Consider the following 23,444-nt stretch of genomic DNA (forward strand, 5'->3'; position numbering starts at 1 on the left):
CTGGAATTATTGTTATTGTGGAATTTGGCCAGCCGAAAGCCCTTCAGAGACAATCCCTGAATCACCGGAAGGTAAAAGAACTGCAGGCTGGATGGAGAAAATGTACGTGAACGCCATGCCGGGAAACATGGCGGGTTTTAATCAAAACATATCCATAATCACAATCGGATAGTTTGTTACGGGCGCTTGCGGAAGGTTTCCCGGAAGGCTTTGGGCGACAAACCATGACAGGCCTTGAACTGCCGTGAGAAGTGAAAGGCGGTGGCGAATCCGCATTGTTCGGCAATGAGGTTGATGGCCAGCTCGGTATGGCGCAGCAGGCTTTCTGCCTGCTTGATTCGCAGCCGCCACAAATAACGCATGGGGGTGGTCTGGTAACTGCGGTTGAACTGGTTGATCAGATGATTGACCGAGCAGTGAGCCTGTTCGGCGATCTGTTCGAGGGTCAGTGGCTGGCTGTAAAAACGCGCCATAAAGCGGCAGGCACGGTGCACGCTGCGTGGAATGCCATCGGGGCGGTCGTCTTCCGGCACTTGCTGGATAGCCAGATAAAACTGCAGCAGGGCTTCGCCCAGACGCTTCAGAACGACCTGCTGATCGATACGGGTATTGGCCGAAATCATCAGCCCCAGTTCGAGCAGCTGTTCCATTTCCGGGGTAACGGTGAGCTGGATCGGCAGGGTTTGCAGGTGTTCCACCCACTCCTGTGGCAGCTGCTGGAAGTCGAGCTGGCACCAGCTGTGTTCACTTTCCTGATCGGGATGAAAGTAATAGGACTCCTGGCGCTCCGGCAGCATCAGCGCCAGATTTCCCGGTTTGATGGCGGTGCGAATGCCGTCGACCTCAATCTCCAGGCCACCGGAAATCAGATACACAAACTGGATGCCGCGCTGGATGCGTGGCCCCAGCTTGCCACCCGGTGGGTATTTGACGATGCCAAAAAACACCCGGCGCAGATCGGGTAAAAACTGGTCGGTCTGCATGATTACTCCGCCTCCGACCACAGGTTTTCAGCGGTGTAGAGCTCAAACGGCAGAATGACCCGCGAGCGCGCCGGGGTTTGCTGGTTGCTCAGCTCCAGCATCAGGTCCACCGCCGATTGCGCCAGCCGTGGCCGCGGGTGGGAGATAACGCAGTCAATCCAGCCTTCAATCAGGGCATCGCGGGTTTCATCGGTCAGCTCATTACAGACGGTAATCACGTCGCGCCGACCGCTATCGCGCAGCGCCTGAATCACCCCGCTGACGCCACCACCTGCGCAGTAAATCCCGGTGATATCCGGGTTGGCAGTTAACAGCTCCAGCGTCGCTTCTTCGGCCAGGCTGGCGTCTTCAAGGCTGACCACGGCTTCCACCAGCCGGATATCCGCAGCGTTTTCGCGGCAGTAGGAGCGGAAACTCACCTCACACAGCTCCTGACACAGATAACGATGGCTGCCCATCACAATGCCGACCTTGCCGGGACGTCCGCTAAGGCGGGTCAGCATCCAGGCCGCGGTGCGTCCGGCCGAACGATTATCCAGCCCCACATGCCCGGCCTGCGCAGGTGACGACAGTTCACTAAGCAGGGTGATCACTGGCACCGGAGACTGCTCCAGCGCCAGATTCACCACCGGATGGTCGGCGGCGACCACCGCGATGGCATCACACTGTTCAGTCAGGCGGCTGATGCCCTGCGTGACGGCCCGTGGGCCCAGCTCATCGAGGAACAGAATCTGGGCGCTGACATGCGGATAACGGCTGCAGGCTTCTTTCAGGGCCTGACCCAGTAACCGGTAGAACAGGGTGCTTTTCTTCTGCAACAGAAAGCCCAGCTGGCGTGGTGGTTCCCGGGTTTCGAGGTTGTTACGAATCACCCGTGTGGCCCGGAACCCCAGTTGTTCCGCTGCTGCCAGCACTCGTCGGGCGGTGTCCTGACGTACTGGTGCCCGCTGGTTAACGACCCGGTCGACGGTGGCAACACCAACACCCGCCAGTTCGGCGACATCCTGCATGGTGACACGTTTACTGGCGCCGGAATCATCGGCCGGGTGGTCTGGCTGGTCACTCATATTGGCTCCTGTCGGGATGCTTGGGTTGCCCGGGTGGGGGTTCTTGAAAACACGGGTTTAGGTTGTTGATGGTTTGATAGGTTCTATCATTTTTATCAAATCGGGCCACTGAAAGTTTTGATTGAAAGCGGTCGTGGGCAATTGTTGGATGCCATTTTCTGCTTCTAGAATGGCCACTAACAGACCAACAGTCCAGAACAGCGGATGGTTTCTGTTGCGCAAAATAATAACAAAAACAGTGATATGCCAGTCTTCGCGGCAAGTGTGACCGATGTTGATACATCGGCAAACTGAATCCCTGATGTTTGTTATGACCTCTGCCAGCCGAATGCCTCTGATGTCCTGATATTTTGATAGCTTGATAGATCGAGGCAACCATCATGAGTTTGCGTGTGGGTGTAATTGGCACCGGAGCCATCGGCCGCGTTCACATCGAACGCATTACCAACCGCCTGACCGGTGCGGCGATTGTCGCCGTTAACGATGTGAGCCGCTCGCTGGCGGAAAAAGCGGTGCAGGATTTCGGCATCAACGCTGAAGTGTTTACCAGCGGTGTTGATCTGATTCGCAGCGATTCAGTGGATGCGGTGATTGTGGCCTCCTGGGGCCCGACCCACGAAGAATTTGTGCTGGCCGCCATTGCCGCTGGCAAACCGGTGTTCTGTGAAAAACCTCTGGCGGTGACCGCTGGTGGTTGCAAGGCGATTGTGGAAGCCGAAATGGCCGCCGGTCGCAAGCTGGTACAGGTTGGTTTTATGCGCCGTTACGACCTGGCCTATCGCCAGCTCAAGGATGTGATTGTGAACAATCGCATTGGTGCGCCACTGACCCTGAACTGTGCTCACCGTGCACCGGCTGCGCCGGGGTTTGCCGGTGACATGGCGATTACCGATTCCTGTGTGCACGAGTTTGATGTGTTGCGCTGGTTGCTGGCCGATGACTACGTGTCTGCCCAGGTGATCCTGCCACGCAAGACCTCTCTGTGTGATGAGCAGCTGCAAGATCCACATGTGATCCAGCTGCGTACCCGTTCCGGGGTGCATATCAGCATCGAGAGTTTTGTGAACGCCCAGTATGGCTATGACATTCGTTGTCAGGTGACCGGTGAAACCGGTATCGCCCATCTGGCGCAGCCGATCAGTGTGACTCTGCAAACCGCAGCCACAGAGCAGTCGGCCATTATCGTTGATTGGCAGGAGCGTTTTGTCGACGCCTTCGATCGTGAGTTCCAGTGCTGGATCAACGACACCCTCAAGGGTGAGATGAACGGCCCGAGCGCGTGGGATGGTTATGTGGTGGCAGTAACGGCCGATGCCTGTGTGAAAGCCAAGTATTCCGGCCTGATCGAAGCGATCAGCCTGCCAGAAACCCCGGCTTTTTATGCCTGAGCCGATTCGTACGGAATTTCTGATTCACACTGTTTGCGGAGCGTAACGCTGTTATGAAACTGTCTTTTTGTACCGACAGCCTGGGGCATCTGAGCTACACCGAGATGCTGGATTACCTCAAGGCCATGGATGTTCACTACGTTGAAATGACCACTGGCGGCTGGTCGTCGGCACCCCACGTGCGGATGGACCAACTGCTGGCCAGCTCGGAAGCCCGCAGTGTTTTCCTGAACGAACTGGAAATCCGCGGCATGCAGATTGCCGCCCTTAACGTCTCCGGCAACCCGCTGGACCCGGGCGCGATGGGCAAGGCCCACGCCAAGGCCGCCTTCGACACCATGGAACTGGCGGGTCTGCTGGGCGTGAAAAAGATTGTGATGATGAGTGGTCTGCCAGCGGCAGCACCGGGTGATACCGTGCCGAACTGGATTACCTATACCGTCAGCTGGCCAGCTTCGCTGAAAGAGCGTCTGGACTACCAATGGAACGACGTGGCCATCCCGTTCTGGAAAGAGCTGGTGGCCCATGCCGAGAAACACGGCGTGCAAAAGATTGCGCTGGAAAACTTCAGCTCCATGCTGGTCTGGAACCCGGAAACCCTGTTCCGTCTGCGTGATGCCGTAGGCCCAATGGTGGGTCTGAACCTCGACCCGAGCCACCTGATCTGGATGGGGGCTGATCCGATTGCTGCCGCTCGTGCTCTGGGCCCGGCGATTCACCATGTACACGGCAAGGACGTTCGTCTGGAGCGTGGTCTGGTGGATGTAAACGGTCTGCTCGAAACCAAGGTGGTGACCGATGTTGCCAACCGCGCCTGGAACTACGTGGCCGTTGGTTGTGGTCAGGACCTGCAGTGGTGGAAAGAATTTTTCTCGGTCGTTCGCATGATGGGCTACAACGATCATGTATCGCTGGAAATGGAAGACCTGACCATGTCGGTGGAAGCCGGTATCAAGACCTCGATCGCCGCTCTGAAACAATCCATCAGTCTCTGATGGATCTGGCCGTAGCGGTCGGCCCTGGCCGCTACGGCTTTATCACCAGCACCGTACAAGCCCGGTAGGGTCAATGGCTTGTTCATGAATAATAAGAAAACGAGGACACCAAGATGAAAGCATTTAGCAAAACCCTGATGGCCGCCGTAATCAGCGCGGGCTGTGTACTGGCTGCACCGGTGCATGCCGCCGACAAGATCAAGCTGGGCGTCACCCTGTTCAGCTTCGACGATAACTTCCTGTCGGTCCTACGCAACAGCATCGAGCAGTCTGCTCGTGATCAGGGTGTGGACTTCCAGGTGGAAGACGCCAAGAACGAGATTGGCACCCAGCTGAACCAGATCCAGAATTTTATCGCCGCCGGTGTGGACGCCATCATTGTGGATACCGTCGATTCTGACTCCACTCGCGCCATGACCGACTATGCCAAGGATGCCGGTATTCCGCTGGTATTCGTAGGCCGTCGCCCGATCAACGTTGACTCCCTGCCGGATAACCAGGCGTTTGTGGCATCCAACGAAGACGAATCCGGCACCCTGCAAACCCAGGAAGTCTGCCGTCTGCTGGGTGGCAAGGGTGATGTGCTGGTGATGATGGGTACACTGGGTGACAACGCCGCCGTTCAACGTACCGCTGACATTCACAAGGTGCTGGAACGTCCTGAGTGCAAAGGCATGAAGATTGTTGAAGAGCAGACCGCTGACTTCATGCGCACCAAGGGTAACGACCTGATGACCAACTGGCTGACGGCTGGTCTGGAGTTCGATGCCATCATCGCCAACAACGACGAGATGGCGATTGGTGCGATTCAGGCGCTGAAGGCTGATGGTCGCAAGATGGATTCTGTCGTGATTGCCGGTATCGACGCCACCGCTGACGCCCTGACTGCCATGCAAGCCGGTGATCTGGACGTGACTGTATTCCAGAACGCTGCGGCGCAAGGCCGTCAGGCGGTGGAAGCGGCGGTGAAGCTGGTGAAAGGTGTGGATGTGGATCAGAAGGTGTGGGTGCCGTTTGAACTGGTGACCCCGGCCAATATGGACAAGTACATCAAGCGCAACTGATAGCGGTTTGATGCCAATGTTTGACGAGTAGTGCCCTGGCAGGCATTTATCCTCTTACCGGGCTGGCTGCCCGGTTTTTTTATTTTGGGCCGACGGCTGGCGTCCTTCTCGTTCCCACGTGGGAATGCTGCGGTTTTTACTTGATCGGCGTCTGGCGCAACGCCGCTTGCCCTGCCTGGGGGACCTTGTCCCCCGGCCGGGCGGCCGTCCCCCTGCTTTTGCCCGACTGGGCTCGTTTACCCGGTTTTCACCGACAACGGCGTTTCGACCCCGACCCGATGGCACGTCCCTGTGCCAGCGGGTCTGGCGGGGCATCCATGCCCCGGCCGGGGCGGCCGTTGCGGTGAATCCCGGCTCGCCCAGATGGGCATTCTGCGGCCAGCTACGCTGGGTGAAGCCGGTGTTGATTGATACTGTTCGTCTGGCGTCTGGCGTCTGGCGTCTGGCGTCTGGCGTCTGGCGTCTGGCCGGGCCGCGATCGGATCTGGCGTCTGGCGCAACGCCGCTTGCCCTGCCTGGGGGACCTTGTCCCCCGGCCGGGCGGCCGTCCCCCTGCTTTTGCCCGACTGGGCTCGTTTACCCGGTTTTCACCGACAACGGCGTTTCGACCCCGACCCGATGGCACGTCCCTGTGCCAACGGGCCTTGCGGGGCATCCATGCCCCGGCCGGGTCGGCCGTTGCGGTGAATCCCGGCTCGCCCAGATGGGCATTCTGCGGCCAGCTACGCTGGGGGATGCTGTATTTTTTGTAGGAACTGCCGTTGGTTGTGATGGCGTGGCGGTTATTTGCGATGTTGATGGATTTCTCGTTCCCACGTTCCCACGTGGGAATGCTGCTGTTTTTACTTGATCGACGTCTGGCGTCTGGCGCAAAGCTGCTTGCCCTGCCTGGGGGACCTTGTCCCCCGGCCGGGCGGCCGTCCCCCTGCTTAGCCCTGCTGGGCTCATTTATCCGGTTTTCACCGACAACGGCGTTTCGACCCCGACCCGATGGCACGTCCCTGTGCCAACGGGTCTGGCGGGGCATCCATGCCCCGGCCGGGTCGGCCGTTGCGGTGAATCCAGGCTCGCCCAGATGGGCATTCTGCGGCCAGCTGCGCTGGGTGAAATCGTTTCAAATTGATGCTCTGTTGTAGTGTGGGCATTTATGCCCACAAAAATCGCGCCCGACGTCCGACGCCCGACGCCCGACGCCCGACGCCCGACATCAAACGCCCTACGGCCAAAGTGCGGTGGCGGTGGGATGGCGGGCGGGGTAGTCTCGTTGAGTTTCCCATTTTGCAGGAGCATGTGCCCGATGTCTGATTTCCGTATCCAGGCCGGTGAGGTCAGGGAGTTTCCGCACGGTATTTTCCGGATTGATGCTGATTACGTTCTGCCCGGTGTGGCCTGTGTGTATCTGCTGCGTGAGGGTGACCGGTTGGCGTTGATTGAAACCGGTACGGCCAATACGGTGCCGCATGTGCTGGCGGCGATTGCGGCGTTGGGGTTGACTCCCGAGCATCTGGATTATGTGATTCCGACCCATATCCACCTGGATCATGCGGCCGGTGCCGGGGCGCTGATTGCGCAATGTCCGAATGCGCGGCTGGTGATTCATCCGCGTGGCGCGGGGCATATGATCAATCCGGAAAAGCTGGAGGCGGGTACGCTGGCGGTGTATGGCGAGGCGCTGTATCGCAAGCTGTACGGCAGCCTGGTGCCGGTGCCGGAAGACAAGGTGACGGTGGCGCCGGATAACTTCACCCTCGATTTTAATGGCCGTACCCTGACTTTTCTCGATACGCCGGGCCATGCGTTACACCATTTCTGCATTCACGACAGCGCCAGTCAGTCGGTGTTTTCTGGTGATACTTTTGGCTTGTCGTACCGCCAGTTTGATACCGATGATGGCCGCGTTTTCCTGTTTGTAACCACTACGCCGGTGCATTTTGATCCGCAGGCCATGCGCGCCAGTATTGAGCGTATTGCGGCGTTGCAGCCTGAGCAGGTGTATCTGACGCACTTTGGGCCGGTGAACGCCGATGCCGATAATCTGCAGCAGTTGCTGGCGTCGCTGGATGCGTTTGTGGCGATTGCGAATGCTGAGCGTGGTCAGTCCGAGGGGCGTCATGGCCGTATGCGCGATGCGTTGATGAACTGGTTCTTGCAGCAGGTGCAGGCGCGGCAGATCCCGGTACGTGAATCGTTTGTGCGTCAGTGGCTGGCGACCGATGCCGATCTGAATGCCCAGGGGCTTGAGGTGTGGTTGCAGCGTCAGGAAAAAGCGGCGGGCTGATCCGCTGCAACCGCAGCCGGTCTTCGTGACCTGCTGCGGGGGCGGCAGGTCACGAAGTCCGATTTCTGGCAATGACGTTTGGCGAGGGCCTATTGCAGGGACAAGGTCCCGTTGAGGGTCAGGCTGGTGGTTTCACCACTGAAGCCTGGCACCACGAGGTCGTTAAAGCTGATGGTGTGATCGGTTTCGTTGACGGTGATATTGCTGCCCGGATTGGTGAGGTACCAGGTGTTGCCAAGCCAGCTGACGAAGCTGACCACCTGCCCGAAACCGGCTTGCCCGGGTTGGTCAAAGTAGAGGGTCATGCCGTTGCTGCTGGTCCAGGTGTAGCGGGTGTAAACACTGTTGGGTTGGGTAACGGCCAGGGTGTCACTGTCAAATCCGCTGCCGGCCCGCACGGTGCCGGTTCCGGAAATTTCTACCGCTTCGCCCGTCACAGGGGTGCTGTGCAGGGTGCCGTTGAGGGTCATGGTGCCGGAGCTTCCCGGCAGAGCATTCAGGCTGACGTTGGTGAACTCCCATTCACCGGCAGCGAGGTCCACACTGACGCCCAGCCCCGGCAATTTGTTGGCAACGTTGGTGCCTTGCCAGGTACCAAAGTTGGCGACCGATCCAATCGAATAACCACTCAGAGACAGAGCCCAGCTGTTGCTGCCAGCACTGACTCGCCAGATCTGGTAAAGCCCTTCCTTGCTGCTGGTCGCCGGAGCGAAGGTAGCCGGTACGCTGCTGATGCCCGCTGGATTGCCACTGATGCTGAGTGTGCCCAGTGCCCCCGTCGACGGGTATTCATCGCTGCTGGTGCTGTCATCTTCTGCGGTCAGATTGCGAATACTGATGCTGGCGTCCGCCGGGGACTCACCGGAGAACTGGCCGTCGGCAAACAGGTCGAGATGCGCTTCGTCAAAGTGCAGATACATCATGACCGGGTCGGCATCGGGTTCGATACAAATGGATTCCGGGTTGTAGACACTGGTGTTCAACACAATGGTGCCAGCCGCGGTTGAGGCGAAGCTGAAACTTCCGGTGCTGGTGAAGTCGCCAGCGTCGTTGTAACTGCCTTGTTCGCCGGTCCAGGTTTTTGCCCAGGTCTCCAGTTCGTCCGAGGTAGGCACCCGTACAATGGCGTCCTCTGCAAAACGGCTGGTATCACAGGTCAGGGTTTCAGTGCCGTCATCCGTGCCAGTATCGGTGCCGTCATCTGTACCTGTGTCAGTGCCCGTATCTGTTCCCGTATCGGTGCCGGTGTCGTCTCCGGTGTCTGTTTCCGATCCAGAGTTGTTGGAGGCGTTATTACCGTCCGATGAATTGCCGCCGCAGGCGGTGAGGGTACTGGTGGCGGCCACCAGCAACAGTGCCAGCATTCGTTTGTTCATGATCACTTCCCTTGTTATCACCGGCACCTGTGCTCAGGTGCTCGGGTGTTGTTGTGCAGACAGCCTAAGCGTCCGGACAAGGGAGGTGTTATCCCGTAACCACGGGGGATAATCGCACGACCACTGGCACGGCCTTTGCTTTGCCAGCGGTCAGAGCGGCGCTGCTGATCAGCGATTTTCGAGGCGGTTGTAGTCGAGAATGCCACTGCTGATTGGGAAGTGACGACGGTTTATATCGGCAATGGCATCACTCGCCGCCCAGAAATCCGGATTGGTACGGCGCACGCCAAAGCGGTCTAGCAGGCGGCTGTAATCCGCTTCGCTGGTCATACTGACAATGGCGGTCACCAGTTCCGGCAGGTCTTTGCGGTCGGCCTTGAGGATGACGTTGGGGTAATCGCCCAGTGTCCCGCGGCCAAGGGTGATGGAGTCTTCTGCCGGAATCAGGTTGTCGGCTTCACCGAACAGGCTGGAAATATTGGCGTGGCCACGGTTATGCACCAGGCTCAGCACTTCCAGCGGTTGCTCGTTATCGGTCACCAGCAACAACGACAGCTCTGGCAAATACTGCAGGGCAGCACCACGGGCATTGGCCAGTGGTTCAAGGTCGTGCTGGCTTTTGACCGGCAGAGGGCTGCGGTGTAACTCACGTTCGTGGTTTAGCACCGGCTGCAGATATTCACTCAGGCGATCAAACAGCTCCTGTTGGTGGTGAGCGGTGTGATACGGAATCGCGGTTTCCACATCCAGATGGATCAGGTCGGAGAAAATGTAATCCTTGATGTCGGTGCTGGCGTTGCGATACCAGTAATCGCGGATGTCATCGCGCTGCTGTTTTGGTAACAGCAACAGGAAGTTCATTTCACCTTCCATCCGCAGGAAGTCCATATACAGGCGGGTCACCAGCTGGTGGCCGACGTTGCCATACACATCAAAACCGGCCACCAGCAAATAATGGATACGCTCCAGCAGCGGGTAGTCGATTAACCAGGCGGTTTTCGGATATTGACCCACCAGGCCCTGCACCACGGCGGCGTTGTCGAAGTGGCGCATGACGGTCAGGGCGGCATTCGGATTGGTGCCGTCACCGTTCCAGAGCAGGTGTTCATCCAGACGGATACGGCTGCTGGCCAATTCGCGGTTGATCAGTTTCGACTTGGCGTGCAGGTAGTCTTTTTGCTGTTCGGAAAACTCAACCCACGAACTGAGTGGCAGGGCATTGCTGCTTTCACGGGCGGGGAGGTCGAGGTTACGCACCTGTTTTTCGAGGAACTGCGAGGCTTCGCTGCCGTAGGTGAGATCCGGGTTCACAAAATAGACCCAGAACTGTTCGTTGATGACGTTTACGGCCACCTGACCATGGCATACCGGGCCTTTGATAAAGGCCATGATGGTTTCCAGCGAATGCTCCAGCAGGAAGCGGTAACGGCTGTTGGCAGGCAGTTCGTGAAAGGTCTGGAACGGATTGGACGCACTTTCGACGTCGTAGCCCGGCAGTTTGCTGACCTCATAGGCTGGCTCGTAAAAAAGCCCGGACCAGAGTTTCCAGCGTGACTCGTCGAGTGAGAGCGGAATATGGGTCTTGGCGATGCGCGACTCACGATCTTCCATCAGGCGATACCAGGGACGTGTTACCCCCGGAGAGTCATACGGGCGACGGTCGGGAATAACGTCGATTGGCTGGCCAGGCGGTGTGCGTGAGCGTACCAGCCGGAAGCGGATGTTATGGTCGAGACCCAGATTCAGGCTGTACAGATAGATGTGTTCGTAAATATAACGATTCACCAGCTGTGACTTGATATCGTCGCCGTTGAAACGGTGCTCCCACAGCATCACCAGCTGCTGCAGTTCTTCGCTCAGGGGCGGCGTGGTTGGCATCAGGGCACCGCGCTGAATCCATTGCGCGAGCGTGCTGTATTCTTTCTGGTTCAGGGCTGGCAGGCCGTAGGGCATCCCCCAGCCCGGATAGTTGGTCGCAAACTGGTCATAGGTTTCGATAGTGGGGCACTGCTGGTTGCGATCGAGGCTGAAGTCGTAACTGGCGGGCAGAATCTTGTCGGTAAAGTCACCCTGCTGGCGACGCAGGGAAATAGCCCGGAACATCAGGCTGGCGTTGAGATTGCCCAACTGGGTATGACGGCGTTCGTTTAATACCGGGCTGAAGCCTTTGGCACGCCATTCATCGGTGTTGTGGGCATCAATAAAGAGCCGGGACGGTTCGGCGGCCAGCAGACGGGTGCCGTTGTATACGGGGTCTTTGTTGATACCGCGGTCGATCCCTTCCGGGGCGGTCAGCTTGAGCTGGCAGGGAGCGTCGTAACAGGCATGACAGGCCACGCAACGACTTTCCAGAACCGGTTTGACTTCCTGATTATAAAAACGGCCTTCAACACTCTGGTAACTGACCTGTCGGGTGCCCGGTTCGGGTTGGCCGTAGATGTCATCAAATTGCTGGGTTGCATAAACCGCACAGCCGCTGATCAGCAGGCAGGCGATCCAGACAAGGGTTGCCGGTTTCAGGCGTACAAACATGGGGTTACTCCACAACTCGATGGCCTGAGCATATCAGACACTTGTTGACAGAGCTGCTGACAACCCCCTGTTTAAGCGCGTCAAAAGATCAGGCCGCTTCCATACCGGCGTTTTTCATCACAACAGACTGTTCGCGTTTGCGCATCAGCAGCAATTGCCAGCCGAGGAAAGCGGTGGTTGCCAGCACCAGCAGTGACCCCATCACCACACCTTGCCAGTGTTGCCACTGCCAGAACTGGTTCAGGTACAGGCCACCGACACTGGCACCGGTGTAATAGAACACCAGATAGAGCGAGCTGGCACTGGCCTTTGCATGAGTCGCATTGCGGCTGACCCAGGCGCTGGCGGTGGAGTGGGTAAAGAAGAACCCGAATGAGTTGATAAAGAAGCCGAGGATAATGGTCGGCAGCCACGGGGTCAGGGTGACCAGAGTGCCCACCATCAGCAACAGGCTGCCTGCCACCATACATTGTGGTTGGCCAAAGCGGTTGCCCATACGGCCGGACAGGCTGGAACCCACGGTGCCGGTCAGATAGGTCAGGAACAGCATGCCGAGCCAGCTGGCCGACAGGTTCCACGGATCGGCTTCCAGCACGAAGGTAATAAAGCTGTACTGGTTTACAAAAATCATGAAGTTCAGGCCACCAATCAGGTAGGCAATCAACAAGCGTGGCGTACGCAAGTGCATACCGAGGTCGCGGGCCATCGATGCCGGATGCAACGGGCGTGGCTTGAACCCTTGCGGGGTGGGTAGCAACCAGAACACCACCAGCCATAGGGTCAGGCCGAGGGCGCCAATGGCCAGAAACGCATTGCTCCAGCCCAGATATTCACCGGCAAAACCACCAATCAGACGACCACCAATGCCACCGAGGGAGTTGGCCGCAATGTACAGACCGACGGCCGACAACAGGGCTGGTGGTTCGAACTCATCGGCCATGTAGGCCAGTGCCATGGCTGGCAAGCCACCCAGACACAGGCCTTGCAGGGCGCGCCACAACAGCAGGTGGTTGTAGTCCTGAACCTGACTCAGCGCTACGGTGCACAGCACCACACCCAGCATGCTGCCAATCATCAACCAGCGACGGCCAATGGCATCGGACAGTGGTCCGTAGATCAGCAGGGATACCCCCAGCGCCATGGTCGACACGGTAAAACTGTAGCTGGCTTGCAGCGGCGTAACGCCAAATTCGCGGGCTAACATGGGCAGCAGCGGCTGGGTTACGTAGAGGTTGGAAAACACCATAAACGAGGCCAGACACAAGGCCAGTGTCATGCGCCACCAGGCTGGGCTTCCGGATTGAATCATGGTTGGTACTCACACATCGCGTTCATCTGTGGGCACTATAGGCCTGACAAAATCATCATAAAAATATATGTTTAATATAATCGTGATCAAAAATTTTGATGCTTTGGCGGAGGTGATCATGGACTTCAAGGCGTTGGGGTATTTCTACGAAGTGGCACGTCTGGGCAGCTTTACCCGTGCGGCGGAATTCCTGAATCTGGCCCAGCCAGCAGTCAGTATGGCGGTCAAACGGCTGGAGCAATCGCTGGAGTTGAACCTGTTTCACCGCCATGAGCGGCAGATTTCCCTGACCACTGAAGGCGAACGTCTGTATCAGCAAGCGGGCAAGATTCTGCAAGCCATGGCCGATGCTGAACTGGAAATGGAAGAACTGCGGGGGCTGGAACGTGGTGTGGTGCAGCTGGGCACGCCCAGTATGCTGGGCTCCTATCACTTTCCGCCGATCATTATGGCCTTCAAGCACAAGTATCCGAACCTGATGTTTTCGGTGTACGAGGGTGGTGCCTGGCAGCTGCAACAGATGCTGGAGAAAGGTGAGCTGGATCTGGCTGTCATTGAAGCGGAGGAGGTGCCCGACAACATCGAGGCCCGCACGATTCTGCGTGAGGAAATGCGGGTTGTGGTGCCGCTCGATCACCCGTTCGCCACTCGCACGTCGGTGCCGGTGGAAGATTTTTTACGCGAGGATCTGGTCATCTTCCGCAAAGGCTATTTTCACCGCAAGGTGCTGGATCGTATGGCTGAAGAAGCCGGTATTGAACCGCGTATCAACGTTGAAACCAACCTGCTGCCGCTGATTCGCACCATCGTTAAACAGGGGTTTGCGATATCAACGCTGCTGAATATGGCGGTGGAGAATGACCCGGAGCTGGTGACGGTGTCGTTTGATCCACCGATCTGGCTGGATCTGTGTATCGCCTGGCGCAAGGATGGGTATCTGTCGCGCGCCAATCAGGCGTTTGTGGATTTTGTGCTGCAGAACGTCAAGGTTGAATGACCGGTTGTCGTAGCCCGGAAGAGCCGGAGGCGTTATCCGGGGAAGAGCCGGGCGTTATCCGGGGAAACTACTGGATTTCTGCTTTGCCGCAGCGCTTGCCCAGCCTGGGGTACCTTGTCCCCCGGCCGGGCGGCCGTCCCCCTGCTTAGCCCGACTGGGCTCGTTTCTCCGGTTTTCACCGACAACGGCATTTCGACCCCGACCCGATGGCACATCCCTGTGCCAACGGGTCTGGCGGGGCATCCATGCCCCGGCCGGGTCGGCCATTGCGGTGAATTCCGGCTCGCCCTATGGGCAATTAACGGTGGCCAGCTACGCTGGGTGAAGCAGGTGTTAATTGATACTGCTCGTCCGACGTCCGACGTCCGATCCGAACGCGGCCCGGCCCGACGCCCGACGCCCGACGTCCCGCTTATTGCTTGTTCAGCAGGTATTTCACCAGCAGGGATACCGGACGACCGGTTGAACCTTTGGCTTTGCCGCCGCCCAGCCATGCAGTACCGGCGATATCCAGGTGCGCCCATGGAGTACCTTCGGTGTAGCGCGACAGGAAGCAGGCAGCGGTGGTAGCACCCGCCAGCGGGCCGCCAATGTTGGCCATGTCTGCGAAGTTGGAATCCAGCAGGTCCTGGTATTCTTCTTCCAGTGGCAGACGCCATACCTTGTCGTTGGTGTAGTTGGCAGCGGATTGCAGTTCGCTGGCCAGAGTTTCATCGTTGGTGAACAGACCGGAGTTCACCTCACCCAGAGCGGCCATACAGGCGCCTGTCAGGGTAGCGATATCAACGATAGAAGCAGGTTTGTAGTTGTTGATGCCGTAGGTCAGGGCATCACACAGCACCAGACGGCCTTCGGCGTCGGTGTTGAGGATTTCGATGGTTTTGCCAGACAGGCTGGTCACCACGTCACCTGGCTTGGACGCATGGCCAGCTGGCATGTTCTCGGCGCTGGTGATCATACCCAGTACGTTGATTTTCGGCTTCAGAGCCACCAGTGCTTTCATGGTGCCCAGCACGGACGCAGCACCACACATGTCGTACTTCATCTCGTCCATCTTCAGGCCCGGCTTGATGCTGATACCGCCGGTGTCGAAAGTGATGCCTTTACCGAGGATCATATGCGGAGCGGCGTCTTTGTCGTCGGCACCGAAGTAACGCATCAGGATCATCTTGCCTGGCTCGTTGGAACCCTTGGCGACGGATACAAACGCACCCGCACCCATTTTTTCCAGCTCTTCTTCGTCCAGAACGATGGTTTCCAGATCACCGTTGGCTGCCAGAGCCAGCGCCTGTTCTGCCAGGTAGGTTGGGGTACAGATGTTCGGTGGCAGGTTACCCAGTTCCTTGGCGAAGGCGATACCGGTTGCAACGGCTTCACCGCGCGCCAGATCGGCGTTGACGTCAGCGCCCAGCCAGCTCACAGAAGACGGCTGCTTGGGTGCTTCTTCGGATTTCGCTTTGGTTTCGGTGTAACGGTACAGGGCGTTGCCGAAGGCGATTGCGGTTTGTTCTGCCAACCAGCCTTCCGACAGGGTGTCGGTGGCCAGATTGCTGATCGCCAGCGCGATGGTGCCATTCAGTTTGCTGGTGGCAGAAGCAATAGCCGCCAGCACTTTCAGTGCGGTGGTGGTTTTCAGAGCGTCCTTGCCGGTACCGACCAGCAGCACGCGTTCGGCCGCAACACCAGCAACCGCTGGCAGCAGCAGGGTTTCGCCGGTTTTGCCACTGATGTCGCCGGCAGCGTAACGAGCCTGGAGGAAACCATTGCTGGCCTGGTCAATGAGGCTGGCGGCCTCAGACAACTTGCCTGACTGGTCGATAGTGACCACAATACAGCTCGCCTGAACGGCGGTCGCAGATTGTTGGGATACCTGATAAATCATGGAAACTCCTGGCAGATAAATGCAGTTGATATGCAGCTGGTGAACAGTGGCTTTTTAACGTGGCTTTTTAACTATGTGCCGCCGAATTTACGAATTACAAGTCCGGATGCCTGAAGCATCCGCCGCAAGTCCCTGGCAGGTTTCTGATTAACTGCCCCTACAAGGTTATGCGTCGTTGATTATCTTTCGTTATCTGGCCAGGGAGCTGGCAGGTTCCCTGTTTGCCGTCACCATCGTGCTGCTGATGATTCTGATGAGCGGCAGGCTGATTCGTCAACTGGCAGCGGCGGCTGCTGGTGAGGTTTCACTTGATATCGTGTTTTTCACACTGATTCTGCGTCTGCCTTCGTTTCTGGAAATGATTCTGCCGCTGGCATTGTTTATCTCCATTCTGCTGTCGTATGGCCGTATGCACGCCGAAAGTGAAATGGCGGTATTAACGGCCACCGGTTTTTCCGAGCGTCGTTTGTTGTATTACACCGGAGCACCGACCCTGTTCCTGATGCTGGTGGTCGGCAGTTTCAGCCTGTTTCTGAGCCCATGGGGCGCACAACAGATGGAAGGTCTGTACCGCAAGCAGGCACAGCTGACCGAGTTTGAATTGCTGGCGCCGGGGCGATTCCAGAGTCTGAACGGTGATCGTGTGACCTATGCCGAGTCGCTGTCCGACGACAAGACCCAGATGAACCAGGTGTTTATCGCTGACGGTAACAGTCTGTTGCTGGCCGAGCGTGGCACCCAGTATGTCAGTGACGAAACCGGTTCGCGTTTTCTGGAGCTGCACAACGGTCGCCGTTATGACTGGGAGCCCGACAGTCTGGCGTTTCAGGCCCTCGATTTTGGTTTGTACGGCGTCAAAATCGCCGATGAACCGGAGGAACGCAGCAAGTTACGCAAGGAAGCGGTGCCAACGCTGGATCTGATTGGCTCCGACGACCTGAAACAACAGGCGCAACTGCAGTGGCGTATTTCCATGCTGCTGATGGTGCCGATTGTGGTGCTGCTGGCGGTGCCACTGGCCCGTGTGAACCCGCGTCAGGGGCGGTTTGCGCGTCTGTTTCCGGCCATTGTGCTGTATATGGTGTACATCTCTCTGCTGATCGCCATGACAGGTTTGATCGAGAAGGGGCGTTTGCCGTCCTCCATTGGCCTCTGGCCACTTCATATTGTGTATTTCCTGATCGGGCTTGGACTGTGGCTGGTGCCGGAATGGAATCGTCGTCGTAAGGTGAAGGCGTTATGAGTCGTCTCGACAGTTACATTGCCCGTTCGGTACTGCTGGCCACCTTGGTGGTGGTGCTGGTGATTGTGGGGCTGGATGCCATTTTCTCGCTGGTAGATGAACTCAACCAGCTGAAGGGCGATTACCAGTTTATGGACGCACTGCTGTTTATGTTTATCCGTCTGCCGCGTCGCATTTATGAATACCTGCCGATGGCCTGTCTGATCGGCTGTCTGGCAGGTCTTGGCAGCCTGGCGGCCAGCAGTGAGCTGACGGTGATGCGCGCTGCCGGGATTTCGGTTACCCGTATTACACTGGCCGTAATCAAACCAATGTTGATCCTGATGCTGTTGAATATGGCCATTGCCGAATACGTGGTGCCGCCACTGGAGCGTATTGCACAGGCATCAAAAGCAGTTGCGATGGGCAAGGGCGATACCTTGTCCAACAAGGGCAAGGGTTACTGGCATCGTGAGGGCAATACTTTCATGCGTTTCAGTGCCATTGAGCCTGGTGGTGTGCTGCATGGCGTAACTCTGTTCGAATTCAGCGAAGGCCGTGAACTGCAGCGTATTGTCGGGGCCGAAGAAGCCGTCTACAGCGATGGTGGCTGGCAGATGGAAAATATCACCGAGATGACCATTACGGCCGAGGAAACCCGCAAGGAGCATCGTGATTCATTACGCTGGGATGTGGCGCTGACGCCGGAAAGTCTGAGTGTGGTGATGGTGCAGCCGCGAGATATGTCGGTCAGCGCGTTGTACAACTACACTCGCTATCTCGAACAGCAAGGCCTCAATGCTGACAACTATCTGTTGTCATTCTGGCGCAAGGTGACTCAGCCGCTCGGTACGTTTGCGCTGGTGATCCTGGGGATTTCTTTTATCTTCGGGCCGTTGCGCAGTGTGACGCCGGGTTACCGGATTTTCTCCGGCATTCTGGTGGGGCTGGTGTACAAGTACGCGGAAGAGCTGTTGGCACCGGCCAGTATCGTATTTGGTTTTGCACCGGTATGGGCCAGTATCGGGCCGATTCTGGCGTGTTTCTTCGCCGGAGCTGTGATGTTACGCCGCGCCGGTTGAGCGCGGCGTACAGGCTTACTTGTAAGGGATATAAACGATTCGGGTCACGGAAGCGATGTCGTGCCAGGTGCGCTGGCGGGTGTCAAACAGCATCCACCAGAAGCCCAGGCCAGCGGCCAGTAGGGAAAAGAAACCCACAGCAGTGCGCAACATACACTGACTGACCTGCAACGGTTTGTCGCCGTTCTCATTCACGATACGAATACGCCAGGCTTTCATGCCGATGGTCTGGCCACCACGACGCCAGGAATGGCTGTAGTAAAAAAAGCTGATACAGAACATCAGCGACATGTTTGCGGCGGCTGAAAATGCGCCTGGCGGTTCACCACCGTGAAACGCTGCCGAAATGCCAACCAGAATAAAGCCAACGAAGATGTAACACGCCAGCAATACCAGACCATCGTAAGCCATGGCGGCGAGACGGCGGGTCAGAGAGGCGGTGGGGTAGTTATGCTCAAACATGTACCGGTTTCCGTAACAAAAACGCCCGCATGGTAGCAGAAAGCGGCGAGCTGGGGGTAAATCAAGGAAAGTGCCCCTGCATTGGTCCAGAATCAGACTTTCAGTTAACAGACATTCAGATTGGAGAGTAACAGCAATGGTCGATCTCAGTGATATTCGCAAGGAATACACCCAGGGACGTCTCGATGAAAACAAGGTGGCTGAACACCCGGTGGTGCAGTTTAATGCCTGGTTTGAGCAGTATCGCGGAACCAGTCCGATTGAGCCGACTGTTATGACCGTTGCCTCCATCGATGCCGATGGTATGCCGTGGCAGCGTATCCTGCTGCTGAAGGCGTTTGATGAGCACGGCTTTGTGTTTTTCACCAACTACGAAAGCAACAAGGGTCAGCAACTGGATCATAATCCGAATGCTTCCATCCACTTCTTCTGGATGACCATGGAGCGTCAGGTGCAGATTCAGGGGCGGGTCGAGAAGGTCAGCCGTGAAGAGGCTGAACGTTATTTTCACTCACGTCCACGCGAAAGCCAGCTGGGTGCCTGGGCATCCCAACAGAGTCGTCCTCTGGCAAGCCGTTCCGAGCTGGAAACCCGTTTTGCGCGTCTGAATGTCGAATATCAGGATCGGGAAGTACCACTGCCGGATTATTGGGGTGGTTTCCGTCTGGTGCCTAGCCGTATTGAATTCTGGCAGGGCGGTGAACACCGTCTGCATGATCGGGTGGAATATCGCCGTCAGGCCGATGGCAGTTGGAAAATCCAGCGTTTGAATCCGTAAATCGGAGTTAACCATTCCGGCAATCTGCAAAGGTTGCTGGAATGGGCGATTCTGGATTTTAAATGCACCGCAAAACAAAAAGCCGCTGCAATTGCTTGCAGCGGCTTTTTTGAATTCGTGGTAGCTATGACTGGACTTGAACCAGTGACCCCAGCATTATGAATGCTGTGCTCTAACCAGCTGAGCTACATAGCCACTAAAGGTATGCGTTTGAAGAGTGGTAGCTATGACTGGACTTGAACCAGTGACCCCAGCATTATGAATGCTGTGCTCTAACCAGCTGAGCTACATAGCCACATCACGTAACGCATCTGATGCAGTTCAGATGTCTGTGCTGCTTCAGTGGCGCGCATTATGCCACAGGTCGGAAAGCTGTCAAATATTTTTTGAAGAAAATCATTAACTTTTTGATGCGTTTCATCAAAGTGTCAGTGATTTTTACAGGTTGGGGTGGAGTGTTGACACTCAGCTGCTACCCTGAAAGCGAGTACTGGACAGATGTATCAGGGTGTGGGAATCTTTGCGCAACGTAACTGTCTTCAACATCAGTGTAAAAAAACTTCTGCTTGTTCTGGTTGTAGCCGGGTTATCTGGTTGCTCTGGAGATATGGCCGGGGTTTCTGATCGTGATTTGCGCCAAAAGCATTATCACTGTCAGATGAGCACCAATTTGTCTGCCGCCGAAATTCAGGTGTGTGCCAATGTCCGCCGTGAGTGTGATGCGCGGGCAAAATCTGGCCACTACGCCTGCTGAAAATCCGACAGATCCCATTTTATTGGCAATGTTCATGCGGTAACGTTGCGCCTGCGTATTAAACCCAACACGAGTATTTAGCATGAGTTTTATCAAGTCTGCACCACTGGTTATTGTTGGTGCTCTTTTATTGGCCGCGTGTGGTCAGGAGGAATCAGTGAAGTTGGAAAATCATATCGACCAGGCTAGCTACGGTGTGGGTCTGAACATTGGCCGTCAGCTGTCCCAGGAAGATGTTGAAATGAATGCCGATGCCATTGCAGCCGGTATCAAAGATGCTATCTCTGGTGCCAAGCAGCAGATCGATGACAGCGTTATCGAAGCTGCTTTCGCCAAGGTGCGTGAAGAGCAGATGCGCAAGCAGCAGGCTCTGAGTGATGCAACTGCCAAGGCCAGCACCGACTTCCTGGCTGAAAACGCCAAGCGTCCAGGTGTTGTGACGACTGAATCTGGTCTGCAGTACGAAGTGATCACTGCTGGTGCTGCTGATGCTGCCAAGCCAAGCCTGGAAGACGTGGTTCGTGTTCACTATCACGGCACCCTGATCGATGGCACTGTATTTGACAGCTCTGTGGAGCGTGGTCAGCCTGCTGAATTCCCTCTGTCCGGTGTTATTCGCGGTTGGACCGAAGCTCTGCAGCTGATGAAAGTAGGCGAGAAGTGGAAGCTGTACATTCCAGCTGAGCTGGCTTATGGCGCTCGCAGCCCAAGCCCGAAAATCCCGGCTAACTCCGCGCTGGTATTTGAAGTGGAACTGCTGGAAATCGTTAAGTAATCGATTTTGGCGGTATCAGAAAAGGGTCGACTGTGTCGGCCCTTTTTTATGTCTGCATATGGCTGATTCGAGTGAAGCGGAAACAATAAACGGAATCAGTTTTGGCGAGCGGCTGCGCTATCGGCTTCGTCATCGGCGATCTGGGCGTGTTTGCTGGTTGTGCTGACGTAGGTCTCCAGTTCGTTGCAGGTGCGTTGCATGGCTGACTGGATGCGGCGTTCGATGTTGATAGGTTGCTGGCAGTGGCGGCAGTTGATGGTGGTCTGCCCAAGCAGGTATGACAAGTTGAGTGCGGTGTTTCGCAAACAGGCTGGACAGGTGATAGGGTATTGAATGTGTTGGGAAAAATAACTCATCAGTCTTCCTGGCTTGATTAAAGTGCAGGTATGGAGACTAATGCAAAATGCTGATCAGGTGAATAAAAAGTTTCGATGTGAAAGCTTTTAAGGATCTGCGTGGAGGGTTGTTTCTGAAAGTAGTGCAAGAAGAGTGGTCGGGGTAGAGAGATTCGAACTCCCGACATCCTGGTCCCAAACCAGGCGCGCTACCAGACTGCGCTATACCCCGAACATATTGTGAGATGGCTCCCCGAGCTGGACTTGAACCAGCGACCAACGGATTAACAGTCCGCTGCTCTACCGACTGAGCTATCGGGGAATGTCTCTCAACAACGGCGCTAATATTACGCTTGGGGGATTTCCCTGTCAATACAATATTTCAAAAAAATTTAAAAATTTCAGGCCAGTTGTTGCAGCCCGTTATCACAGTTCTGAATCAACGACAGCAGGGCTGCCAATCCAGCGGGTTGGCTGTTTATGATCGTGCCATTGTGGTCGATCTGTGTGAAGCCTTGATGGTAAGCATTGCAGGTAATAATCAGGTCGGCGTTATCCGGAAGAGCAGGCATGATGCCCTGCTGCCAATCAGCCAGATCGGTCTGGGAGCTGTTACTCAGCTGGAGGTTCAGGCGTGGAGCAAGATCGGCCAGTTGGTGCTGAATCACACTGTGTTCACCCAGGCAGTGAAGGCGCAGAGGCTGAATTGATCTGGATGAGGTATTCAGCAATTCATCCAGCCATTGCTGTCGAACGGATGTCCGGCGATTGCCGCCAGGTTTGCTGCATTTATTGAAGTTCTGGATGGCTGCCAGGTATTCAATGTTTTGCCAGACGGACTCGTCGGTCAGAAACTGACCGTTGCCAAGCATGACATGCAGGCCATTAATGTCGTGGGCCTGTTCTTCAGCACCGATCAAGATTGCTGCATCGGCACCCAGGGTTCGAATGGCAAATGCCAGTTCGTCGGGGCTGGCGACGCCAATGTTGATTATGTGGCAACCTGCGTCCATTACTCCGCGGCTGGCGGAGTGGCTGAGGCTTTCACTGGTGGGGCGGGTGTCGCGACCAATGACCACCAGATTGGTGGTCATTGTCTGGGCGATGCTACGACCGATCCGGTACAACAGATCGTCGTTGAGTTGGGTGGGGATTTTTCCGAAGACCAGCTGTTGTCTGAAGCAAGCGAGAAAATCCCCCATCAACCATCAACCTTTCTTCTTGAAGATGTTGTTGTACACGTAGTTGGTGGCTTCAACGAAACCATCAATGCTGCCGCAGTCAAAACGCTTGCCACGGAACTTGTAAGCAATTACGCGACCTTCCTGAGCCTGTTTCAGCAGGGCATCGGTAATCTGGATTTCGCCGTTGATACCAGCGCCGGTTTCTTCGATCTTGGCGAAAATATCCGGAGTCAGTACATAGCGGCCAATAATGGCCAGATTGCTGGGCGCTGCATCTTTCTTTGGCTTTTCTACCATGGTGCTGACACGGTAAACGCCTTCTTCAATTTGTTCACCGGCTATTACACCGTATTTGTCGATAGTGTCCATCGGAACTTCCTGGACAGCTACCACTGAACAACCGTATTTTTCGTGAATCTGGACCATTTGAGCCAGAACGCCGATGTCGCCGTCTTCAACAACGCACAGGTCGTCAGCCAGTACTACACCAAAAGGCTCGTCGCCCATCAGGTATTTGCCGGTCAGGATGGCGTGCCCTAACCCTTTCATTTCGCTCTGACGGGTGTAGGCGAAAGTGTTTTCATTCATCAGGGTACGAATGCAGGAGATCAGTTCTTCCTTGCTGGTACCTTTGATTTGGTGCTCCAGCTCATAGCTGATATCAAAGTGGTCAGCGATGGCACGTTTGCCACGACCGGTGATGAATCCCATGAAGTGCATACCTGCCTCGTGAGCTTCCTCGGCGCCGTACTGAACCAGTGGTTTGTTCACGATTGGCAGCATTTCTTTTGGCATGGCTTTGGTGGCTGGCAAAAAACGAGTGCCATAACCAGCAACCGGGAACAGAACTTTACGAACCATGTTTGTCAATCCTTGCAAGTAGGTGTGCATCAAATCCGAGTATGCCACTCGGAAAATTGTCAATTGTGAGGGTGATCACAAAGCCGCGGCACAGAATGTCGCAACTGTTTCTCTTTGTAA

The 23,444-nt window shown here is 56.2% G+C and carries 20 protein-coding genes and 4 tRNA genes; 10 read left to right on the plus strand and 14 right to left on the minus strand.

All coding sequences use genetic code 11. The annotated features are described in order from the left end of the window. Positions 1-176: 176 nt before the first annotated feature. Together OUO13_RS05360 and OUO13_RS05365 are read right to left on the minus strand one after the other, a co-directional pair. Positions 177-983: an AraC family transcriptional regulator gene (locus OUO13_RS05360; RefSeq protein WP_283172827.1), complete on the minus strand. Its 807-nt coding sequence runs from the start codon at positions 981-983 to the stop codon at positions 177-179. A gap of 2 nt (positions 984-985) precedes the next feature. Continuing rightward, positions 986-2,050, minus strand: a complete 1,065-nt coding sequence (locus OUO13_RS05365; protein WP_283172828.1) for a LacI family DNA-binding transcriptional regulator — start codon at positions 2,048-2,050, stop codon at positions 986-988. Positions 2,051-2,430: 380 nt separating this feature from the next. Here OUO13_RS05365 and OUO13_RS05370 point away from each other — a divergent pair, with 380 nt between their 5' ends. From OUO13_RS05370 to OUO13_RS05385, 4 genes are all read left to right on the plus strand, one after another. Beyond that, entirely contained in the window at positions 2,431-3,438 is a 1,008-nt protein-coding gene (locus OUO13_RS05370; protein ID WP_283172829.1) for a Gfo/Idh/MocA family oxidoreductase, read from the plus strand. A 53-nt stretch (positions 3,439-3,491) separates the two neighbouring features. Next, positions 3,492-4,433 (plus strand): sugar phosphate isomerase/epimerase family protein, encoded by a 942-nt coding sequence (locus OUO13_RS05375; protein ID WP_283172830.1) that lies wholly within the window; start codon positions 3,492-3,494, stop codon positions 4,431-4,433. Positions 4,434-4,546: 113 nt separating this feature from the next. After that, positions 4,547-5,497: a sugar ABC transporter substrate-binding protein gene (locus OUO13_RS05380; protein WP_283172831.1), complete on the plus strand. Its 951-nt coding sequence runs from the start codon at positions 4,547-4,549 to the stop codon at positions 5,495-5,497. A 1,297-nt stretch (positions 5,498-6,794) separates the two neighbouring features. Then, complete coding sequence (locus OUO13_RS05385; RefSeq protein WP_283172832.1) at positions 6,795-7,775, plus strand: MBL fold metallo-hydrolase; 981 nt, start codon at positions 6,795-6,797, stop codon at positions 7,773-7,775. Positions 7,776-7,864: 89 nt separating this feature from the next. Here the strand turns inward: OUO13_RS05385 and OUO13_RS05390 are convergent, their stop codons facing one another. From OUO13_RS05390 to OUO13_RS05400, 3 genes are all read right to left on the minus strand, one after another. Next, a complete protein-coding gene (locus tag OUO13_RS05390) occupies positions 7,865-9,151 on the minus strand; it encodes a hypothetical protein (RefSeq protein ID WP_283172833.1) in 1,287 nt (428 codons plus the stop codon). A 168-nt stretch (positions 9,152-9,319) separates the two neighbouring features. Continuing rightward, positions 9,320-11,683 carry a fatty acid cis/trans isomerase gene (locus tag OUO13_RS05395; protein WP_283172834.1) on the minus strand — a complete coding sequence of 788 codons (2,364 nt, stop codon included), beginning with the start codon at positions 11,681-11,683 and terminating at the stop codon, positions 9,320-9,322. A gap of 88 nt (positions 11,684-11,771) precedes the next feature. Beyond that, positions 11,772-12,992: an MFS transporter gene (locus OUO13_RS05400; RefSeq protein WP_283172835.1), complete on the minus strand. Its 1,221-nt coding sequence runs from the start codon at positions 12,990-12,992 to the stop codon at positions 11,772-11,774. Between the two features lie 118 nt (positions 12,993-13,110). Here OUO13_RS05400 and OUO13_RS05405 point away from each other — a divergent pair, with 118 nt between their 5' ends. Then, a complete protein-coding gene (locus OUO13_RS05405) occupies positions 13,111-13,989 on the plus strand; it encodes a LysR family transcriptional regulator (protein WP_283172909.1) in 879 nt (292 codons plus the stop codon). A 412-nt stretch (positions 13,990-14,401) separates the two neighbouring features. On the opposite strand, the gene OUO13_RS05410 is transcribed toward OUO13_RS05405, so the two are convergent. Beyond that, positions 14,402-15,871 carry a leucyl aminopeptidase gene (locus OUO13_RS05410; protein WP_283172836.1) on the minus strand — a complete coding sequence of 490 codons (1,470 nt, stop codon included), beginning with the start codon at positions 15,869-15,871 and terminating at the stop codon, positions 14,402-14,404. A gap of 175 nt (positions 15,872-16,046) precedes the next feature. Here OUO13_RS05410 and lptF point away from each other — a divergent pair, with 175 nt between their 5' ends. Both lptF and lptG read left to right on the plus strand, forming a co-directional pair. Further along, the gene (gene lptF / locus OUO13_RS05415) at positions 16,047-17,114 is read left to right on the plus strand and encodes an LPS export ABC transporter permease LptF (protein ID WP_283172837.1); all 1,068 of its coding nucleotides are present in this window, start codon (positions 16,047-16,049) and stop codon (positions 17,112-17,114) included. Then, positions 17,111-18,175, plus strand: coding sequence for an LPS export ABC transporter permease LptG (lptG, locus tag OUO13_RS05420; protein WP_283172838.1), 1,065 nt, complete (start codon positions 17,111-17,113; stop codon positions 18,173-18,175). The genes lptF and lptG overlap by 4 nt, the downstream gene beginning before the upstream one ends. Before the next feature lie 15 nt (positions 18,176-18,190). Here lptG and OUO13_RS05425 read toward each other — a convergent pair whose 3' ends face one another. After that, complete coding sequence (locus OUO13_RS05425) at positions 18,191-18,637, minus strand: RDD family protein (protein ID WP_283172839.1); 447 nt, start codon at positions 18,635-18,637, stop codon at positions 18,191-18,193. Positions 18,638-18,773: 136 nt separating this feature from the next. Between OUO13_RS05425 and pdxH the strand changes: the two genes are divergently transcribed. After that, entirely contained in the window at positions 18,774-19,415 is a 642-nt protein-coding gene (gene pdxH / locus OUO13_RS05430; protein WP_283172840.1) for a pyridoxamine 5'-phosphate oxidase, read from the plus strand. 118 nt (positions 19,416-19,533) lie between these two features. Here pdxH and OUO13_RS05435 read toward each other — a convergent pair. Together OUO13_RS05435 and OUO13_RS05440 are read right to left on the minus strand one after the other, a co-directional pair. Continuing rightward, a tRNA-Met gene (locus tag OUO13_RS05435) sits at positions 19,534-19,610 on the minus strand. Positions 19,611-19,633: 23 nt separating this feature from the next. Further along, positions 19,634-19,710: transfer RNA gene (locus OUO13_RS05440), tRNA-Met, on the minus strand. A 225-nt stretch (positions 19,711-19,935) separates the two neighbouring features. Between OUO13_RS05440 and OUO13_RS05445 the strand changes: the two genes are divergently transcribed. Further along, positions 19,936-20,169: a hypothetical protein gene (locus OUO13_RS05445; protein ID WP_283172841.1), complete on the plus strand. Its 234-nt coding sequence runs from the start codon at positions 19,936-19,938 to the stop codon at positions 20,167-20,169. 82 nt (positions 20,170-20,251) lie between these two features. Beyond that, the gene (gene bamJ, locus OUO13_RS05450) at positions 20,252-20,944 is read left to right on the plus strand and encodes a BamJ family beta-barrel-assembly machinery protein (RefSeq protein ID WP_283172842.1); all 693 of its coding nucleotides are present in this window, start codon (positions 20,252-20,254) and stop codon (positions 20,942-20,944) included. A 95-nt stretch (positions 20,945-21,039) separates the two neighbouring features. On the opposite strand, the gene OUO13_RS05455 is transcribed toward bamJ, so the two are convergent. From OUO13_RS05455 to galU, 5 genes are all read right to left on the minus strand, one after another. Further along, on the minus strand, positions 21,040-21,300 hold the full coding sequence (locus OUO13_RS05455) for a hypothetical protein (RefSeq protein WP_283172843.1): 261 nt from the start codon (positions 21,298-21,300) through the stop codon (positions 21,040-21,042). A gap of 134 nt (positions 21,301-21,434) precedes the next feature. Then, a tRNA-Pro gene (locus OUO13_RS05460) sits at positions 21,435-21,511 on the minus strand. Positions 21,512-21,525: 14 nt separating this feature from the next. After that, positions 21,526-21,601: transfer RNA gene (locus OUO13_RS05465), tRNA-Asn, on the minus strand. Positions 21,602-21,680: 79 nt separating this feature from the next. Next, the gene (locus OUO13_RS05470; RefSeq protein ID WP_283172844.1) at positions 21,681-22,481 is read right to left on the minus strand and encodes a phosphohexomutase domain-containing protein; all 801 of its coding nucleotides are present in this window, start codon (positions 22,479-22,481) and stop codon (positions 21,681-21,683) included. Between the two features lie 6 nt (positions 22,482-22,487). Further along, positions 22,488-23,324 (minus strand): UTP--glucose-1-phosphate uridylyltransferase GalU, encoded by an 837-nt coding sequence (galU, locus tag OUO13_RS05475; protein WP_283172845.1) that lies wholly within the window; start codon positions 23,322-23,324, stop codon positions 22,488-22,490. Between the last annotated feature and the right edge of the window lie 120 nt (positions 23,325-23,444).

The organism is Parathalassolituus penaei, assembly GCF_026626885.1.
Lineage (GTDB): Bacteria > Pseudomonadota > Gammaproteobacteria > Pseudomonadales > Oceanobacteraceae > Oceanobacter > Oceanobacter penaei.

Bases quoted from the DNA above. Each gene is read 5' to 3' on its own strand.
- OUO13_RS05400 (WP_283172835.1), bottom strand. From the start codon at position 12,992: ATGATTCAATCCGGAAGCCCAGCCTGGTGGCGCATGACACTGGCCTTG.
- bamJ (WP_283172842.1), top strand. From the start codon at position 20,252: ATGAGTTTTATCAAGTCTGCACCACTGGTTATTGTTGGTGCTCTTTTA.
- OUO13_RS05410 (WP_283172836.1), bottom strand. From the start codon at position 15,871: ATGATTTATCAGGTATCCCAACAATCTGCGACCGCCGTTCAGGCGAGC.
- galU (WP_283172845.1), bottom strand. From the start codon at position 23,324: ATGGTTCGTAAAGTTCTGTTCCCGGTTGCTGGTTATGGCACTCGTTTT.
- pdxH (WP_283172840.1), top strand. From the start codon at position 18,774: ATGGTCGATCTCAGTGATATTCGCAAGGAATACACCCAGGGACGTCTC.
- OUO13_RS05385 (WP_283172832.1), top strand. From the start codon at position 6,795: ATGTCTGATTTCCGTATCCAGGCCGGTGAGGTCAGGGAGTTTCCGCAC.
- lptG (WP_283172838.1), top strand. From the start codon at position 17,111: ATGAGTCGTCTCGACAGTTACATTGCCCGTTCGGTACTGCTGGCCACC.
- OUO13_RS05425 (WP_283172839.1), bottom strand. From the start codon at position 18,637: ATGTTTGAGCATAACTACCCCACCGCCTCTCTGACCCGCCGTCTCGCC.
- OUO13_RS05455 (WP_283172843.1), bottom strand. From the start codon at position 21,300: ATGAGTTATTTTTCCCAACACATTCAATACCCTATCACCTGTCCAGCC.
- OUO13_RS05375 (WP_283172830.1), top strand. From the start codon at position 3,492: ATGAAACTGTCTTTTTGTACCGACAGCCTGGGGCATCTGAGCTACACC.
- OUO13_RS05370 (WP_283172829.1), top strand. From the start codon at position 2,431: ATGAGTTTGCGTGTGGGTGTAATTGGCACCGGAGCCATCGGCCGCGTT.
- OUO13_RS05380 (WP_283172831.1), top strand. From the start codon at position 4,547: ATGAAAGCATTTAGCAAAACCCTGATGGCCGCCGTAATCAGCGCGGGC.
- OUO13_RS05395 (WP_283172834.1), bottom strand. From the start codon at position 11,683: ATGTTTGTACGCCTGAAACCGGCAACCCTTGTCTGGATCGCCTGCCTG.
- OUO13_RS05365 (WP_283172828.1), bottom strand. From the start codon at position 2,050: ATGAGTGACCAGCCAGACCACCCGGCCGATGATTCCGGCGCCAGTAAA.
- OUO13_RS05390 (WP_283172833.1), bottom strand. From the start codon at position 9,151: ATGAACAAACGAATGCTGGCACTGTTGCTGGTGGCCGCCACCAGTACC.
- OUO13_RS05360 (WP_283172827.1), bottom strand. From the start codon at position 983: ATGCAGACCGACCAGTTTTTACCCGATCTGCGCCGGGTGTTTTTTGGC.
- OUO13_RS05405 (WP_283172909.1), top strand. From the start codon at position 13,111: ATGGACTTCAAGGCGTTGGGGTATTTCTACGAAGTGGCACGTCTGGGC.
- OUO13_RS05470 (WP_283172844.1), bottom strand. From the start codon at position 22,481: ATGGGGGATTTTCTCGCTTGCTTCAGACAACAGCTGGTCTTCGGAAAA.